General features: G+C 56.5%; 17 protein-coding genes. 6 read left to right on the top strand and 11 right to left on the bottom strand.

What is annotated here, in order from left to right:
* A complete protein-coding gene (locus PUV54_RS12285; protein ID WP_274492545.1) occupies nucleotides 1–774 on the top strand; it encodes an MlaE family ABC transporter permease in 774 nt (257 codons plus the stop codon).
* Nucleotides 775–780: 6 nt separating this feature from the next.
* Complete coding sequence (locus tag PUV54_RS12280) at nucleotides 781–1,560, top strand: ABC transporter ATP-binding protein (protein ID WP_274492544.1); 780 nt, start codon at nucleotides 781–783, stop codon at nucleotides 1,558–1,560.
* 4 nt (nucleotides 1,561–1,564) lie between these two features.
* Here PUV54_RS12280 and guaA read toward each other — a convergent pair whose 3' ends face one another.
* The 7 genes from guaA to PUV54_RS12245 form a co-directional block, all read right to left on the bottom strand.
* Nucleotides 1,565–3,151: a glutamine-hydrolyzing GMP synthase gene (guaA, locus tag PUV54_RS12275; protein WP_274492543.1), complete on the bottom strand. Its 1,587-nt coding sequence runs from the start codon at nucleotides 3,149–3,151 to the stop codon at nucleotides 1,565–1,567.
* 52 nt (nucleotides 3,152–3,203) lie between these two features.
* On the bottom strand, nucleotides 3,204–4,235 hold the full coding sequence (locus PUV54_RS12270) for a hypothetical protein (protein ID WP_274492542.1): 1,032 nt from the start codon (nucleotides 4,233–4,235) through the stop codon (nucleotides 3,204–3,206).
* Between the two features lie 130 nt (nucleotides 4,236–4,365).
* Nucleotides 4,366–6,054, bottom strand: coding sequence for a serine hydrolase domain-containing protein (locus PUV54_RS12265; RefSeq protein ID WP_274492541.1), 1,689 nt, complete (start codon nucleotides 6,052–6,054; stop codon nucleotides 4,366–4,368).
* 50 nt (nucleotides 6,055–6,104) lie between these two features.
* Nucleotides 6,105–7,478, bottom strand: coding sequence for an RsmB/NOP family class I SAM-dependent RNA methyltransferase (locus PUV54_RS12260; RefSeq protein WP_274492540.1), 1,374 nt, complete (start codon nucleotides 7,476–7,478; stop codon nucleotides 6,105–6,107).
* Nucleotides 7,478–8,953 carry an IMP dehydrogenase gene (gene guaB / locus PUV54_RS12255; protein ID WP_274492539.1) on the bottom strand — a complete coding sequence of 492 codons (1,476 nt, stop codon included), beginning with the start codon at nucleotides 8,951–8,953 and terminating at the stop codon, nucleotides 7,478–7,480. Before guaB ends, PUV54_RS12260 begins: the two co-directional genes overlap by 1 nt.
* A 9-nt stretch (nucleotides 8,954–8,962) precedes the next feature.
* Nucleotides 8,963–9,535 (bottom strand): hypothetical protein, encoded by a 573-nt coding sequence (locus PUV54_RS12250; protein ID WP_274492538.1) that lies wholly within the window; start codon nucleotides 9,533–9,535, stop codon nucleotides 8,963–8,965.
* Entirely contained in the window at nucleotides 9,532–10,347 is an 816-nt protein-coding gene (locus PUV54_RS12245; RefSeq protein ID WP_274492537.1) for an RlmE family RNA methyltransferase, read from the bottom strand. Before PUV54_RS12245 ends, PUV54_RS12250 begins: the two co-directional genes overlap by 4 nt.
* Nucleotides 10,348–10,486: 139 nt before the next feature.
* Between PUV54_RS12245 and PUV54_RS12240 the strand changes: the two genes are divergently transcribed.
* Nucleotides 10,487–11,083 (top strand): DUF937 domain-containing protein, encoded by a 597-nt coding sequence (locus tag PUV54_RS12240; RefSeq protein ID WP_274492536.1) that lies wholly within the window; start codon nucleotides 10,487–10,489, stop codon nucleotides 11,081–11,083.
* 15 nt (nucleotides 11,084–11,098) lie between these two features.
* On the top strand, nucleotides 11,099–11,530 hold the full coding sequence (lysM, locus tag PUV54_RS12235; RefSeq protein ID WP_274492535.1) for a peptidoglycan-binding protein LysM: 432 nt from the start codon (nucleotides 11,099–11,101) through the stop codon (nucleotides 11,528–11,530).
* A 52-nt stretch (nucleotides 11,531–11,582) separates the two neighbouring features.
* Here the strand turns inward: lysM and PUV54_RS12230 are convergent, their stop codons facing one another.
* Nucleotides 11,583–11,786, bottom strand: a complete 204-nt coding sequence (locus PUV54_RS12230; protein WP_274492534.1) for a cold-shock protein — start codon at nucleotides 11,784–11,786, stop codon at nucleotides 11,583–11,585.
* A 251-nt stretch (nucleotides 11,787–12,037) separates the two neighbouring features.
* A complete protein-coding gene (gene dksA / locus PUV54_RS12225; RefSeq protein ID WP_274492533.1) occupies nucleotides 12,038–12,454 on the bottom strand; it encodes an RNA polymerase-binding protein DksA in 417 nt (138 codons plus the stop codon).
* 345 nt (nucleotides 12,455–12,799) lie between these two features.
* On the opposite strand from dksA, the gene PUV54_RS12220 reads away from it, so the two are divergent.
* Nucleotides 12,800–13,132, top strand: coding sequence for a hypothetical protein (locus PUV54_RS12220; protein WP_274492532.1), 333 nt, complete (start codon nucleotides 12,800–12,802; stop codon nucleotides 13,130–13,132).
* Between the two features lie 218 nt (nucleotides 13,133–13,350).
* Nucleotides 13,351–14,256, top strand: coding sequence for a lysozyme (locus PUV54_RS12215; protein WP_274492531.1), 906 nt, complete (start codon nucleotides 13,351–13,353; stop codon nucleotides 14,254–14,256).
* On the opposite strand, the gene PUV54_RS12210 is transcribed toward PUV54_RS12215, so the two are convergent.
* Nucleotides 14,253–14,846, bottom strand: coding sequence for a uracil-DNA glycosylase family protein (locus tag PUV54_RS12210; protein ID WP_274492530.1), 594 nt, complete (start codon nucleotides 14,844–14,846; stop codon nucleotides 14,253–14,255). The genes PUV54_RS12215 and PUV54_RS12210 overlap by 4 nt on opposite strands.
* Nucleotides 14,847–14,889: 43 nt before the next feature.
* Nucleotides 14,890–15,246 carry a tRNA-binding protein gene (locus PUV54_RS12205; protein ID WP_274492529.1) on the bottom strand — a complete coding sequence of 119 codons (357 nt, stop codon included), beginning with the start codon at nucleotides 15,244–15,246 and terminating at the stop codon, nucleotides 14,890–14,892.
* Between the last annotated feature and the right edge of the window lie 62 nt (nucleotides 15,247–15,308).

Here is a 15,308-nt window from a genome sequence, read left to right as displayed (position 1 = left end):
ATGAACCCATTCGCCATGACAGGCAGCGTCGCCATCGACGCCGTGCGTGAAACCGGCCGGATCGCCGATTTCGGTGCGCGCGGCGCGTTTGCGTGGGTTACGGGCCCGTTTTACTGGAGGGCCTTTTTCAGCGCCCTTGCGCGGATTGGCTTTGCCTCCCTTCCCGTTGTCGGCCTGACAGCGATTTTCACTGGCGGCGCCCTCGCGCTCAATATTTACGACGGCAGTTTGCGCTTCAACGCAGAAACCTTCCTGCCCCAGATTCTTGGCGTTTCTATTGTCCGCGAACTTGGTCCTGTCCTTGCGGCGTTGATGGTGGCGGGACGGTGCTCTTCGGCCATGGCGGCTGAAATCGGCACCATGCGCGTCACCGAACAGATTGACGCCATGTCGACACTGGCGGTTGATCCATTCAAGTATCTGATCGCGCCCCGCGTTTTGGCGACAACGCTGGCGCTTCCCCTCCTGGTGCTTATAGCGGACATCATTGGCGTCTACGGCGGCTACCTTGTCGCTGTTTACGCGCTCGATTTTTCCGGCCCGATATTTGTCACCAACATTGCAGAGTTTCTTGAAAACCGGGACGTAATCAGCGGTCTGATCAAGGCGGCGGTTTTTGGTTTACTCATCTCTGTGATGGGTTGTTACTACGGCTTTAACAGCCGCGGCGGCGCGCAAGGGGTCGGCTCGTCCACACGCACCGCTGTTGTTGCGTCCGCTGTTGTCGTGCTCGCATCCAATTATCTGATGACATCGCTTCTGGTGGAGATCTGATCATTTATGAGCGATGCAAAGAAAAAAATTCTAATTCGAGGCTTGCAGAAGTCATTTGAAAAAAGGGACGTCCTGCGCGGCGTTGACCTCGATGTTGACGCGGGGCGCTCACTCGTCGTGATTGGCGGCTCCGGCACGGGCAAGTCTGTTCTCCTGAAGTGCATGTTAGGCATTTTAAAGCCCGATCGCGGAACAATTGAAGTCGACGGGCGCAATATCTCGCGCCAGACAGACGCCGACCGCCGCTTCATGATCAACCAGACAGGCATGCTGTTTCAGGGAGCGGCGTTATTCGACAGTCTGACGGTTTGGGAAAACATCGCGTTCCGGTTGATCTATTCCGAAAAGAAATCACGCAAAGCCGCCCGCGACAAGGCGCTCGACTGCCTGACGCAGGTCGGCCTGGCGCCCGAAGTCGGCAACCTGCAACCGGCGGCTCTATCAGGCGGCATGCAAAAACGCGTGTCGCTTGCACGGGCGATTGCGTCAGATCCCAAAATTTTGTTTTTCGATGAACCGACGACCGGTCTCGACCCTATTATGGCGGACGTTATCAACAATCTTATTGTCGAACGGGTCAAAGCGATTGGCGCAACCGCCATTTCCATTACCCACGACATGGCGTCAGCGCGAAAGATCGCTGACGAGATCGCCATGCTTTATCAGGGACGGATCATCTGGCGCGGCTCTCCTGACGACATCGACAGGTCCGGCAACCCTATGGTCGATCAATTCGTCAATGGCCGCGCCGAGGGTCCGATACAGATGACGATGCGTCGGAGTTGATTGCTCATTCCCACTCAATCGTGCCCGGTGGTTTCGACGTCACATCATAGACAACGCGGTTGACGCCGCGGACTTCGTTTATGATGCGCGTCGCGCACTTACCCAGAAAATCGTGGGGGAACGGATAATAATCCGCTGTCATGCCGTCGGTTGAGGTAACGGCGCGTAAGGCAAGCACATGATCATAGGTGCGCTCATCGCCCATGACGCCGACCGTGCGCACAGGCAGCAGCACCGCAAAAGCCTGCCAGATGGCGTCATAAAGACCGGCCTTGCGAATTTCATCGAGATAAATGGCGTCGGCCTTGCGTAGAATGTCCGCTTTTTCTTTCGTCACTTCGCCGGGTATGCGGATAGCAAGGCCCGGCCCAGGGAACGGATGACGCCCGACGAAATGATCAGGCAGCCCAAGCTCGCGGCCCAGCGCGCGCACTTCATCCTTGAAAAGCTCGCGCAATGGTTCGACCAGCTTCAGGTTCATCCGCTCCGGCAAGCCGCCGACATTGTGATGCGACTTGATCGTCACTGACGGGCCGCCGTCAAAGGAAACGCTTTCAATGACGTCAGGATAAAGCGTTCCCTGCGCCAGAAATTCCGCATTCTCGATTTTACCGGCTTCCTTCTCGAACACGTCGATGAAAAGTCCGCCAATAATCTTGCGCTTCTTTTCCGGGTCATCGACGCCCGAGAGTTTGCCGAGGAATAATTCCTCCGCTTCAACATGGATCAGCGGAATGTTGTAGCTGTCGCGGAAGAGGCGTACGACTTCCTCGCCCTCCCCTGCGCGCATCAATCCCGTATCGACAAAAACACATGTGAGTTGTTCGCCGATGGCTTCATGAATCAACACTGCAGCAACAGAACTATCAACGCCGCCCGAAAGACCGCAGATGACACGAGCGTCGCCAACCTGTTTACGGATTTGCTCAATCGCCTCCTCGCGAAACGCCGCCATGGTCCAGTCGCCTGAAAGTCCGGCGATCTTCTGAACAAAATTCGCGAGCAGCTTCGCCCCATCCGGCGTGTGCACGACTTCAGGATGAAACTGCACGCCGTAGATCTTTCGCGCCTCGTCAGCGATTGCGGCGAACGGCGTGCCGTCAGATTTTGCGATCACCTCAAAGCCTTCGGGAATTGCATTCACCCGGTCGCCGTGACTCATCCAGACCTGATGGCGCTCGCCTCGCGCCCAGACGCCGTCGAAAAGCGCGCTTGGTTTCACAACTTCAATATGCGCGCGCCCGAACTCACGATGATCGGACCGTTCCACATCGCCGCCGAGCTGTGCGCAAATCGTCTGTTCGCCGTAGCAGATGCCGAGGATAGGCACGCCATAATTATAGACAGCCGTGTCCGCCTTCGGGCTTGCTTCGATTTTTACGCTGGAAGGCCCGCCGGATAGAATGATCGCTTTCGGCGCAAACGCCCCCAGAAAGGCGCCATCAACCTTGTTAAACGGATGGATTTCGCAATAGACGCCAGCCTCGCGAAGTCGGCGGGCGATAAGCTGCGTCACCTGGCTGCCAAAATCGACAATCAGGGCGCGCTGGTGATGCTGGGCGGAAAGAGCGGCGTGAAGGTCTCGTTTCATATTGAGCCTTTAGCGGAGTCGGCTCCGCTCGTCACGCCTAATTTTCCTGTTTCTACTCCTCAAATCCCGGATCAAAGCCGAACGATTTCTGGAACGGGGATGAAGCGTCTCGCATGGGATACATGAACTCCACGGCCGCTCCTTTCAGCATCTCCATATCCTTCAAATTTCGCTCCACGCGCAAGTACTCAAAACTGCCCGGCTTGCTCTTTTTGCCGAAATCATAAACAGCCGGTTTTTGCGCATATGGCGAGTACATCACCATGCGAACGGACCCATCCAGCGGGCGCAAAGGCGTAAAGGCCCATTCTTCGGTGATTACATCCTTGGCGTTGAATGGCGGCATCGGAATTCGTCGCACGATGAAAAAGTCAGGATGCAGTAGACGGCAGCGCCATTGGTTAAGGCCCGGATCGGACAGGCATCGGCAGATCGGAAGATCATCCGCAAATGGAAGCGGCACCGGACCGCTGCCCGTATTACCGAAACAACGGTTAGACGAGCCGCCGCCGACGCCGTCATCGATAATGGTTTGAAATGGCATGTCACCAGGCGTGGAACTCGGCGCAGGACGATCCTTGCCGCCAACCCATCCCGGCGGGTTGGGCCTTGAATCGTAGAAATACTGTCCGCCCGGGTAACTGTCGCCTTCGGGACCGCTCAGTATGGAGCAAACTCCCGTTTCGTTTTTCAGCACGATTGCATAACGGTCGCCAGCTTCGACGAGCAATGGTGGAGAAAGCCTGATCGTGCGGAACGTTCCTGGCGGAGCCGGTAAATCACCCGCCGCAACGCGAGCGCCGGTGACCACCGCGCCAGAAGGTTCTCCGTCGGCGTTGAGCCGCTGGATTTCAACAATCAGTTCGCCGGTAGAACATGCAACGGGTATGCGAATTTGCGTGAGGTACCCTGTGACGCCCACTGTAAAACTCTGCGCGAGTTCCTGTTCGGATGCGCCGCCAATCGCCGTTGGACTGTCTTCGGTAATCAGTTGTTCCTGATCGACCACATCCGCAATCACGCCGGTGGGCGCCAAAAATAAAGCTGCGGCGCCTAAAGCCGCGAAAAGCCTTGTCCTGAACATCCCGTCTCTCCCCGTTTATCACTCATAAAAATCGCGCAGACGCACTCAGCCGTCAAGCAGCGTATCCTGAGAATACCGTAAGGTGCGCGACCGTTTATTAGGGAATTCGGGGATGGCCCGTCTAAGGCTGTCAGCCAGCCCAGCGGTAAAAAACATCACCCGATATGGTCAGCCTTTGTGGCTGCCCACCAACAACAGAATCAAACCGTACACTGTCTGTCGAGGTTTCGGGATCGCCGATCGCCCATTCACCATTGGCGAGCCGCGTCAGTTTGCTGACGGAATTCGCCCTGACCATGATCAGCCCCTCGCCGCGCGTGTATATTTTGATCGGCACGCTCCAACGGTCATCATTGCGATAATCCCCTGCAAGCGCCATCACTTCGCCCGGCACAGTTGCATAACACGCCTCAGCAGCGACCAGATATTCCCGGTCGCCGACCCAAACGCGAACTGCTTTCTCATTTTCAACTTCAATCTGTACACCGGTTGCTGCGAATTCTTCATCATCGCTTGCAAACAAACCCTGACTTAAAGGCTGCAGCGTGCTGACACGGCCGTTCCTGTGTACGACAAGTTCTTCGTCACCGGCTTTCACCTCGAACGCATCGCCGTTTTCCGCAGTAAAGACAGCAGCGAACTGATCCGGGTTTTCAACCGTGCGGGCGAGTTCCGGCGCTTCCGGCGTATCTTCGTTGTTTATTGCAGCATTGATCAACTGACACGCGTAAAGTGTAATATTGCGCGGACGATGCCCGGTTGCATAGTGCACATTCCCGGAAGCAAATGCTGCGACGCCGGCTTCCGGATCAACATGCAATGACGATGTGAAGGAAACCATCCCCCCGGTGTGATGGAGATATTGACGTTCGTCAGCTGTGATGCGGGCGATGCCGTTGCCGTAGCTCGCTTCCTCAGACCAGCCTGGCGCTGGCGCGGGATCAGCCATAAACCGCTGAGCGGCTTCATTTGAGAACACTGGCCCGCCATCGCCGCCAGCGAGTTGCAGCAAATAGCTTAGGAACAACGCCATATCGGCGCTGGTGGCGCCGACGCAGCCCGATGCGCCATCATAATCAACCCATGGCGCGCGCGCCACATCGCTTGGCAGAACCGAAGGCCGGTCCATGCGCTTCATCTCATAGCCTTTGGCGTAATTCGCCCGTTCTGAAGACCGCAAGGCGCCGAACGATGAACTCATGCCTAAAGGTTTTAACAAGCGGCGTTCAACGCATTCCGGATAGGTGATTTCATCCGTACGCGCCGCAATATGACCGGCTAGCTTGTAACCGAGGTTCGAATACGCCCATTTTGAACCGGGCGTGAAATTCGTCCACAAACCGCCGTCAAGATAAGGCGAAGCGCCACGTGGCAGCCCCGACGTATGATCAAGCAAATGTTTCAGCGTGATGGCGTCTCCGTCCTTCACTTTTATTTCAGGCATCAGATCGGTGAGGCGCGCATCAGGCGAGAGCTTGCCTTCATCGATTTGCGACCATAGCGTCAACGCCGTCATCATTTTTGTGATGGAACCGACCTGGAATACATGGTCAGGACCAACAGGTTCTTTTCGTCCCACATCGGCAAGCCCTGACATGACATGTCCTTCAAACCCGTCAGGCCCGACAACGCAAACGGTCATGCCGGGGATGCCCCAATGCGCGCGATGCTGGTCAGCGTAATCCTCCAACACGCCAACAGCCTTGCGAAGGTTTTTGTTTCCGCCGTTTATTATGCTTTTGGCTGAAGCCGCGCCAGCAGTCGCCAACGTCGATACGACAGCGCCCGCGCCGAGAACCGTTCTGCGGTTGATATCCATGATGTGTCCCCTCCATTGATCCTGTTATAGTTTAGTGTCCATGATTGCGTTCAGCCGGACAAGCTGCGTTTTTCCAGAACCGCAATGAAAAACCCGTCAGCGCGGATTTTATCCGGCGTCAGGCGAACAGCCCCATCCGGCGTCACGCAGGTTTTTAATATATCCGCACCATCATCGGTGATAAGGCCGGACGAAAGTATGCATTCGAGAGCAGGAACCTGCACGAACTCATCGTGGTCATTCAAAAATGCAGCGAGACGATCCTCATTTTCCTCCATCAGGAAAGAACAAGTCACCCACACCATTCGCCCGCCGGGTTTGACGAACTGAGACGCTTCGCCCAGCACTAGGGCCTGTTCGCTGTTACGCGTCTGCAACTGCTTTTCCGTCAAACGCCATTTCGTATCGGGATGGCGCCGCCATGTGCCTGCGCCGGAACATGGCGCGTCGGCAAACACCACATCCATTTTGCCTGAAAGATCATCCAACCCCTCTCCGCCCGCTGGCGAACGTATCTGTAAATTACGCACGCCGGCGCGCTTGGCGCGATGAAAGAGCGGCTTTAACCGTCGCGGGTCGCGGTCATAGGCGTAAAGCTGACCAGTGTTTTCCATCATCGCGGCGAGCGCGAGCGTCTTGCCGCCGCCGCCTGCGCAATAGTCCAACACCTGCGCGCCTTTGATGGCGCCCGCAGCGCAGGCCGCGATTTGGGAGCCCAAATCCTGCACTTCGACCCAGCCCTTGTTAAAAGCGGGAATTACCGTAACGCCCGGCGCTTTTTCACTCGGATCCGGCGCGGCGATGCGCGCGGCTGTTGTCAGTATGGGAACCGTTTCTGCTTTCACTGTTTTCAGCGCCGCAAGCGTTTTTTCTTGCGATGTTTTTAAAGTGTTCAGGCGCATGTCGATGTCGGCGCGTTCCGCAAAGGCGGACATGATGACCGGCGCATCCTCGCCAAATACACGCTCAATGTGTGGAGCTAACCATTCGGGGAAATCGCCAGCGACATGCGGCTCGCCAAGCGCAATTGCGCGCTCCTCTGCCTGCACTTCATCGGCGCCGCAAGGTGAAGAAGCCATGTCAGACTCATCGCCTAAAGCACAGACTTCATCCTGCGTCAGGGCGCCGGGCCCATGCGGTTCTTCGGCAGCGGCGTCAGCGATTTCATCAAATGGTTTCACCCACAAAATTCGCAATGCGCCCAACACCAGCGAGCGAGCCGAGCCATTGCCCATGGCCGCCGCAAGGGAATTCCGCTTACGCAGCACATCAAGACACAAACCGGAAATCCACGCGCGATCTTTGGCGCCGGCATAGCGATTGTTCCGCGACCAATCGGCGATCGCTGTTTTCAGCGGCACGCGGCGCTTTTCGAAATCGTCGAGAATCTCAATCGCAGCGGAAAGGCGTCCGGATAGGCGCATCAGCTCTGCGTCGGATAATTCGGCGCCTCGCGGGTGATGGCGACGTCATGGACGTGGCTTTCCTTCAGCCCCGCATTGGTAATCCTCACAAACTTCGCTCGTTTTTGCATCTCTGTAATTGTCGGCGCGCCCACATACCCCATGGAGGCGCGCACGCCGCCCACAAGCTGATGCAGGATCGGCCCGATGGCGCCTTTGTAAGGAATGCGTCCCTCTATCCCTTCGGGCACGAGTTTCATCTGCTCGGTGACGTCGGCCTGGAAATACCGGTCGGCGGACCCGCGCGCCATGGCCGTGATCGAGCCCATGCCGCGATAGGATTTGTAAGAGCGCCCCTGATAGAGAAAGACTTCGCCCGGCGCTTCGTCCGTTCCCGCCAGAAGCGAACCGATCATTACGCAATCAGCGCCGGCAGCCAGCGCCTTCGCGATATCGCCTGAAAACTTGATGCCGCCGTCGGCGATGACCGGCACGCCGGCGTCACGGCCCGCGCGCGACGCATCCATCACCGCCGTCAATTGCGGCACGCCAACGCCAGCAACAATACGCGTCGTGCAAATTGAACCGGGGCCAATGCCGACCTTGATAGCGTCGGCGCCAGCGTCGATCAGCGCCCTGGCGCCGTCATAGGTCGCTACGTTGCCGGCGATCACTTGAGTCGCATTCGAAGCGCGTTTAACGCGCGCCACCTGTTCCACCACTTTCGAAGAATGCCCGTGGGCGGTGTCGATCACGACCAGATCGCAGCCAGCATCAATTAGCGTTTCAATCCGCGCGAAGCCATCATCACCGACTGAGGACGCCGCCGCAACGCGCAAACGCCCTTCCGCATCTTTTGACGCCAGCGGATAGGCGCGCGCTTTCTCCATGTCCTTGACTGTAATCAAGCCGATGCAACGGTAATCGTCATCGACCACAACCACCCGTTCAATGCGCCGTTTATGGCAAAGCTCGCGCACTTCATCCTGAGTTGCGCCAGGCTTGACCGTCACCAGATCCACCGCCGTCATCAGATCGCGCACCGGTTGATCGAGATTGCGCGCGAACCGCATGTCGCGATTGGTCAGTACGCCCACCAGCTTGCCGACGCCATTGGCGTCAGGGTTCTCGACAACAGGAAAGCCGGAAATGCTTTTTTCGAGCATCACGTCCTGTGCCGTCGCCAGCGTATCATCGGGCGTCAGCGTCATCGGGTTCACCACCATGCCGCTTTCAAAGCGTTTGACGCGTCGCACATGCTCCGCCTGCTCGGCGACCGAGAGGTTGCGATGAAGAACGCCGATGCCGCCCGCCTGCGCCATGGCGATAGCCATCTCAGCTTCCGTAACCGTATCCATGGCCGAGGACATGATCGGGATTGCCAGTTTGATTTCCTTCGTCAATTGCGCGGAAACATCAACGCCGCTCGGCATCACTTCCGACGGACCCGGCTCCAGCAACACATCATCAAATGTCAGCGCTTCACGGATTTCCATGACAAAACCTCATGCCTCTATTGGATCGGACAGGACGCCGTTGGCGTCGAATGTTTGAACTGGCAACTCGCCCGGACTGTCCACATCCGTGGCGATGGTAATTTCCAGCACGCGCCTCGTCAGTTCTTTGGGCGAGGCGACAAAATCCTTGAGCGCCTTGCCTGCGCCGAGAGCGATATCCATGCCGGAGCCGCGCGCCCAGAACACGCCCGGCTCAACCGGCGTCAGACAAAAGCTGTTGTCGAAATCCCAGACGGCGCCGCTTTTATGAATGAGGAGACCATTGCCGCTATAGCGTTTCAACCCTTCCTCGACCTCGCCAATATCAAAGTCGCTGTAAGCGGTTTTCATGAACTTCAGAATTTCATGCGGACGTGAGGCGTCCTTTGGAAAATCGTTCAGGTGCGCTTCGAGCGCTTCAACTTTAGGGCCGCTGCCGGTGATACCGATCGCCCAGCCATGGACTGCGAACCATTTGTTGTCGCGTGACGGGCCGACATAACTGCCGATGGTCGCCCGGCCGTTGGATCCGAGCCACGTCACGTTTTCTTTTACGTCATGAAGCACTGTAATGACCGTCATCCCCGCCCCCTGAAACCAGTCGCTACGACATATTTTTCCGCCGAGTCCGAACGCGAGGCTTTCGGTTTTGCGTGTTTGACCGTCTCGAAGTTCTGCTTGAGGCGGGTCAGGAGTTCGCCCTCCGCCCCGCCGGCGAAAACTTTACAAACGAAAGCGCCCCCGGGCGCCAGCACGTCCTCGGCAAAATCGAGGGCGGCTTCGGCAAGCGCAATGATGCGCAAATGATCCGTAGACTTATGACCGGTGGTCGGGGCGGCCATGTCGGAAAGAACCACATCGGCTTCGCCGCCCAGCATGTCTTTCAGCTTGTCCGGCGCGGCCTCATCCAGAAAATCCATTTCGAGCACATCGGCGCCCATGACCTCTGGCATCGAGAGGTAATCGATGCCTACCACTTTCCCCTTGCCGCCGACTTTCTTTGCAGCCACCTGGCACCAGCCGCCCGGCGCGCAGCCGAGATCGACAATACGCGCGCCAGCTCGCAGCACTGAAAATTTTTCATCGAGTTCGATCAGCTTGTAGGCCGCGCGGGAGCGATACCCTTCAGCCTTCGCCTTGCGCACATAAGGGTCATTGAGCTGACGTTTCAGCCACAGGGTCGAACCATACTCACGGCGCTTGGCGGTTTTGACATGGACGTTCAGTTCGCGATTGCCAGCCTCGCCCTTTTGCGGCGCGCCTTTCTTTCGGCTGCGCTTCTCAGGCTCCTCGCCGAGCGCGGTCGTCGCGATGTTGGTCTTTTTCGGACGAGCGTTCTGGCGCTTTTTTTGCCGTTTCGGCGGCGATTTTGATGAGGAAGTGCGTCGCTCCATGGGCCTTCATAGCGGAGTCATCACCGCTTTCAACCCCGATTTTCTAGTGGATCAGCCGTGTGCGCTTCCGATTTGCCGCCGCCCGCCGGAACGCTAAGATAAACCCGTTACGGCGCGGGGGCGCTAGGAAAGGAATGAAATGTCATTGATGGATCAATTGACGCAGGTGGTGGTTTCGCAGATCTCACAACAGGCGTCGCAGAAGACCGGTATGGAACAAGGGCTCACCGAAAAGATGATGCCCATGGCCATGGCGGCGATTATGGCGGGGCTGAAGAAAAACGCATCCCAGCCGCAAGGCGCGCAGGCCCTGTCCGATGCACTACAGCGGCACGACGGCAGCCTTTTGAATAATGTCGACCAGGTCAGCAGCGACAATGTTCTGGCTGACGGTCAAAAAATCCTTGGTCATATCCTTGGCGGCAAGCAATCCCAGACGGAACGCGCGCTCGCCAAGACGGCTGGTGTTGATCAGGGACAGATTGGTCAATTGCTCGCCATGGCGGCGCCCGCTGTGCTGGCTTCCCTTGGCCGGGCGAAACGCGAACAGGGTCTTGATGCGTCTGCGCTGGCCGGGCTGGTGACTGAGGAAAGCGTCCGCGCTCACGCCGCCGCGCCCAACGAACTCGGCGGTTTGCTCGGGTTTCTCGACCAGGACGGCGACGGTGATTTTAAGGATGACCTGATGGAGCAAGCAGGAAAGCAGTTGCTCGGCGGCCTGTTTGGGCGGAAATAAGCGAGGTGAACTCAGATGCTATTTAAATTCGTCAAAGACGCTGGTGAGAAGTTACGCGATGGCGTCAGCAATATTGCTGAAGGAATTAAGGACCGCATTCAGGGTCACAAAACCGAAGTCAAAAACCTTGAAGTTGAAGAAGCAGGCGATGGCCGCGTCGTCGTAAAAGGAACGGCGCGCAATCGCGCCGAAGCGGAAAAGGCCATTGTCGCGGCCGGCAACACCCCCGGCATCGGTGAAGTCGAAGCGCAAATCGATATCGAAGACGAACCCAATCAGACGGTTTTCTATACCGTCCAGAAGGGCGACACATTGTCAAAAATCTCCAAAGACCACTACGGAGACCCGATGAAGTATCCGACGATCTTTGAGGCTAATAAACCGATGCTTTCCGATCCCGACAAAATCTATCCGGGACAGACCCTACGCATCCCATCACTGGATTAAAAAAAAACGGCGCTCCCGAAAGAGCGCCGTTTTCAACCATACGATTGAAAGCCTAGAGGGCTTTCAGGTCAGACGCTGCAGTTTTGCCGCGATCTGTCGCAAGCTCGTAAGAGACTTTCTGGCCTTCATCGAGCTGGCGCATGCCTGCACTCTCAACAGCGGTTGCATGGACGAATACGTCTTTGCCGCCATCGTCCGGCTGAATGAAACCATAACCCTTTTGGGTGTTGAACCATTTGACTGTTCCTGTCGCCATTTTCGTCTCCTTGACATTAAGGCGCGCCGCAAGACGTTTCCTCACGGCAGAGAAGGCCCACCCCTTGAGGCGAAGCCGGTTAGCGCAAACTCGTGTCTTGGAAGAGGTCGAATTCGAAGCGCGATTACATCGCCCTTCTGGCAGACTAGAGAGTCGGCCGCGGTTCGGCTGCGGCCCAAAACAGAAATTGCGACGCTGCATATAGGGCGGTCAGAGCATCTCTGCAAGTAGTGCTGTTTTCAGGTGGAGAATTAGTCGTCGCGGTAGACTTTTTCCTCGCGCTCGTGGCGTTCTTGCGCTTCAAGCGACAAGGTTGCGATTGGGCGCGCATCGAGACGGCGCACGCCGATCGGCTCGCCCGTTTCTTCGCAGTACCCGTATTCGCCGGTTTCGATACGGCGCAACGCAGCGTCAATTTTTGAAATAAGTTTCCGCTGACGATCGCGCGTTCGCAGTTCAAGCGCTTTTTCCGTTTCGCTTGATGCACGGTCGGCAATATCGGGAAGGTGATTATTGTCTTCCTGAAGATTGTTGAGCGTGCCTTCGCTTTCGCGAATGATGTCTTGCTTCCAGGATAAAAGCTTCTTCTTGAAGTATTCTTTTTGCCGATCGTTCATAAACTGTTCGTCATCAGACGGACGATACTCTTCTACTTCGGACGCCGACATGCTGTCTCTCCCAGCTTTCTACCCCCTAACCCGGCCAAAATTCCGGCGCGAGTCGCGGCTCTCTATAGCCATGCGCATCTTGCGGCTCAAGCATCGATTTCGCCCAATCTGCTCACAGCGGCGAGATGATTAAAATTGAAAGATTGATTTTGTGTTTCGTATAGGGCTCAGCGCGCAAAAATTGCGCGCCACGTTATGCTGCTTTCGCTGCGCTGCGGCATCACTTATCGCGAGACGGCGAACATGCAGACAATTTCAATGATCGCCTAAATCATTTCTTTTCCACGATGCCCTATAGCCGGAGAAAACAACGCGGCAGGTTCGCCGTTAGGAGTTTGTTAGGGCATGGCGACAATTCAGCTAAACCGGGATTTTGACGCGTCAAACTGCGTGCGCGCGCTGATAAGCGTGACCGAAGCGCTGACCGAGATAATCGGCAAAGAAAACGACGCCATAAACGCCGACGCGCTTGAAAGCGTCGCCTCTCTTCAGGCTGAAAAAGCGCGTCTTGCGGCGTCGCACGCCCGGTCTACGCAATCCGTCGCCGCTAATCGCGTTGCCTTTTTTTCTGTCGAACAGGATCTCCTGGAAGAGCTGAAAGTCCACACGCAATCTTTTGAAGCGAGTGTCGCGGAGCAGCATGCGTTGCTCAATGATCGAGAGATAAAAGATTGCTAGGCGCAGGCCTCGCCCAGATTTGACCTCATTTTCTCTCGTAGCCGCGCTCATACGCAAATTCGGATGACTGTTAAGGCGCCGATATTGTTGAAACAATTGTTTTCACAACAGGCAAAGCCAAGGCTCGCCGACAGTTCGGAAAACTACTCTTAAACTCCTACTTTTCGCCCTCATTTACGGTTAAGCTGCAATCTGCAGCGGGGTTTGGGAGCTTTCCAGTGCGTACGTCACCGAGCGGTATCGATCTGATCAAGCGGTTTGAGGGCCTTGAGCTTGAGGCGTATCAGGACATCGCCGGGATATGGACCATTGGCTACGGGCACACGGGCGACGACGTAGAGCCCGGTATGAAAATCAGCGAAAAAGACGCTGAAGAACTTTTAAAGCGTGATTTAAGGCCGCGCGAGCAAGCTGTTGATAGTGCTGTCAAAGTCCCCCTAAACCAGAATGAGTTCGATGCGCTGGTCAGCTTTGTCTACAATGTCGGCGTCGGCGCTTTTCGCGGCTCAACAGCCTTAAAACGTCTCAATAAAGGCGACCGGATTGGCGCCGCGGACGCGCTTACATGGTGGAACAAGGCGACGGTCGGCGGCGTACTGCGCGAGGTGCTTGGCCTGACCCGCCGCCGCGCCTCGGAACGCGCCCTGTTCCTGACGCCAGATGGCCCGCCCATGGTGCGCGATCCGGAACAGATCGAAGAAAATTCACGCGCGGAGCCTGTGGAAGACGCGCCGCGCCGAGGCAACGTCGCCGAAAGTCGTACAGTTCAAGGCGCAACCATTGCCGGCGGCGCAGGCGTCGCCTCCTCCACGCTTGGCAGAGACAACGCTGAGGAGCTCGACCAGATCGAATCCAATATCGAGAACGGAGAAGGGCTCACAGAAGATCCTAGCGCGGGCGAAGGATCGACCCCGCCGTCAAGCGAAACAGACGGTGCGCCGTCAACCGATGATCAAAGCGCGGATACTGGCGAAATGGTGGAAGTGCCGGCTGACCGTCCGTCAAAGCACGAGGCGCATGCGGTTGAGGCGCAAGTTCAGTTCGCGTTGCTGATCCTGATCGTTCTTTCTGTTCTGTTCGTCATTTTTGCGCGCTGGGACGACTGGCGAAACTATCGCCGTTAGCGCGTAAGCGCACGAACGCGATTTCTGAGCACTGGCAACAGGTCAGACTCAAACCACAGATTTTTCCTCAGCCACGAATTGTTACGCCAGGATGGATGTGGGGTTGGAAAATAACGCGGCGCGAATTCCCGCCATTTTTCCACCGTCGCGGTCAGTGTTTTTTCGGCGCTGCTGCCCAGATGCCATTTTTGCGCATAGGCGCCCACAAGAATTGCGCATTCGAGATTCGGCAGCGCCGCCATCAATTCTTCTCGCCACGTCGTTGCACATTCTTTTCGCGGCGGCAAGTCGCCGCCTTTCGCGTCATAGCCCGGGAAACAAAAGCCCATAGGGATCACCGCGACTTTGGACTTGTCGTAGAAAACCTCTTCGCTGACGCCCATCCATTCTCGCAAACGCACGCCGGAAGGATCTGTGAAAGGTTTGCCGCTCTGGTGCACGAGATTGCCAGGCGCCTGACCAAAAACGCCTAGCCGCGCTTTTTTCGAGGCCTGCAGAACCGGGCGCGGCTCATGCGGCAGCGGATCGCTCGCGGGCGCATCAACACAAACACGGCAAGCGCGAATTTCTTTTAAGAGAGGCCGGAGCATTTGTGCGCAAACTCCATGTTTGCACTGCGAGTAAGGTTTTAATCTACATCAACCTTGAGCCGTTTGGGACAGGCTTATCGATATTCGCCAACACGATGGCGCCATCTTGATCTTCATAGCCAAGCGTCAATACTTCAGACATAAACGGGCCGATCTGACGCGGCGGGAAGTTAACCACCGCCATCACCTGCCGGCCAATCAATTGCTCAGGCGTATAATGAACGGTGATTTGGGCGGAAGATTTTTTAACGCCAATGTCTTCACCGAAATTTATCTGGAGTTTGATCGCGGGCTTCCTGGCCTCCGGAAACGGTTGTGCGTCAATCACTGTTCCAACGCGTATATCAACGCGTAGAAAATCATCAAAACTGATTTCGCTGCTCTGATTTTGATCGGACACCGCATCCTCCTAATTTTTCAGATTGCGGCTAACCCCAATCACTTGAGACGTCAAACACCGGC

Source organism: Hyphococcus flavus, from assembly GCF_028748065.1.
In the GTDB taxonomy this organism is placed as follows: Bacteria; Pseudomonadota; Alphaproteobacteria; order Caulobacterales; family Parvularculaceae; genus Hyphococcus; species Hyphococcus flavus.
This window is presented reverse-complemented; position numbering and strand designations above follow the sequence as displayed.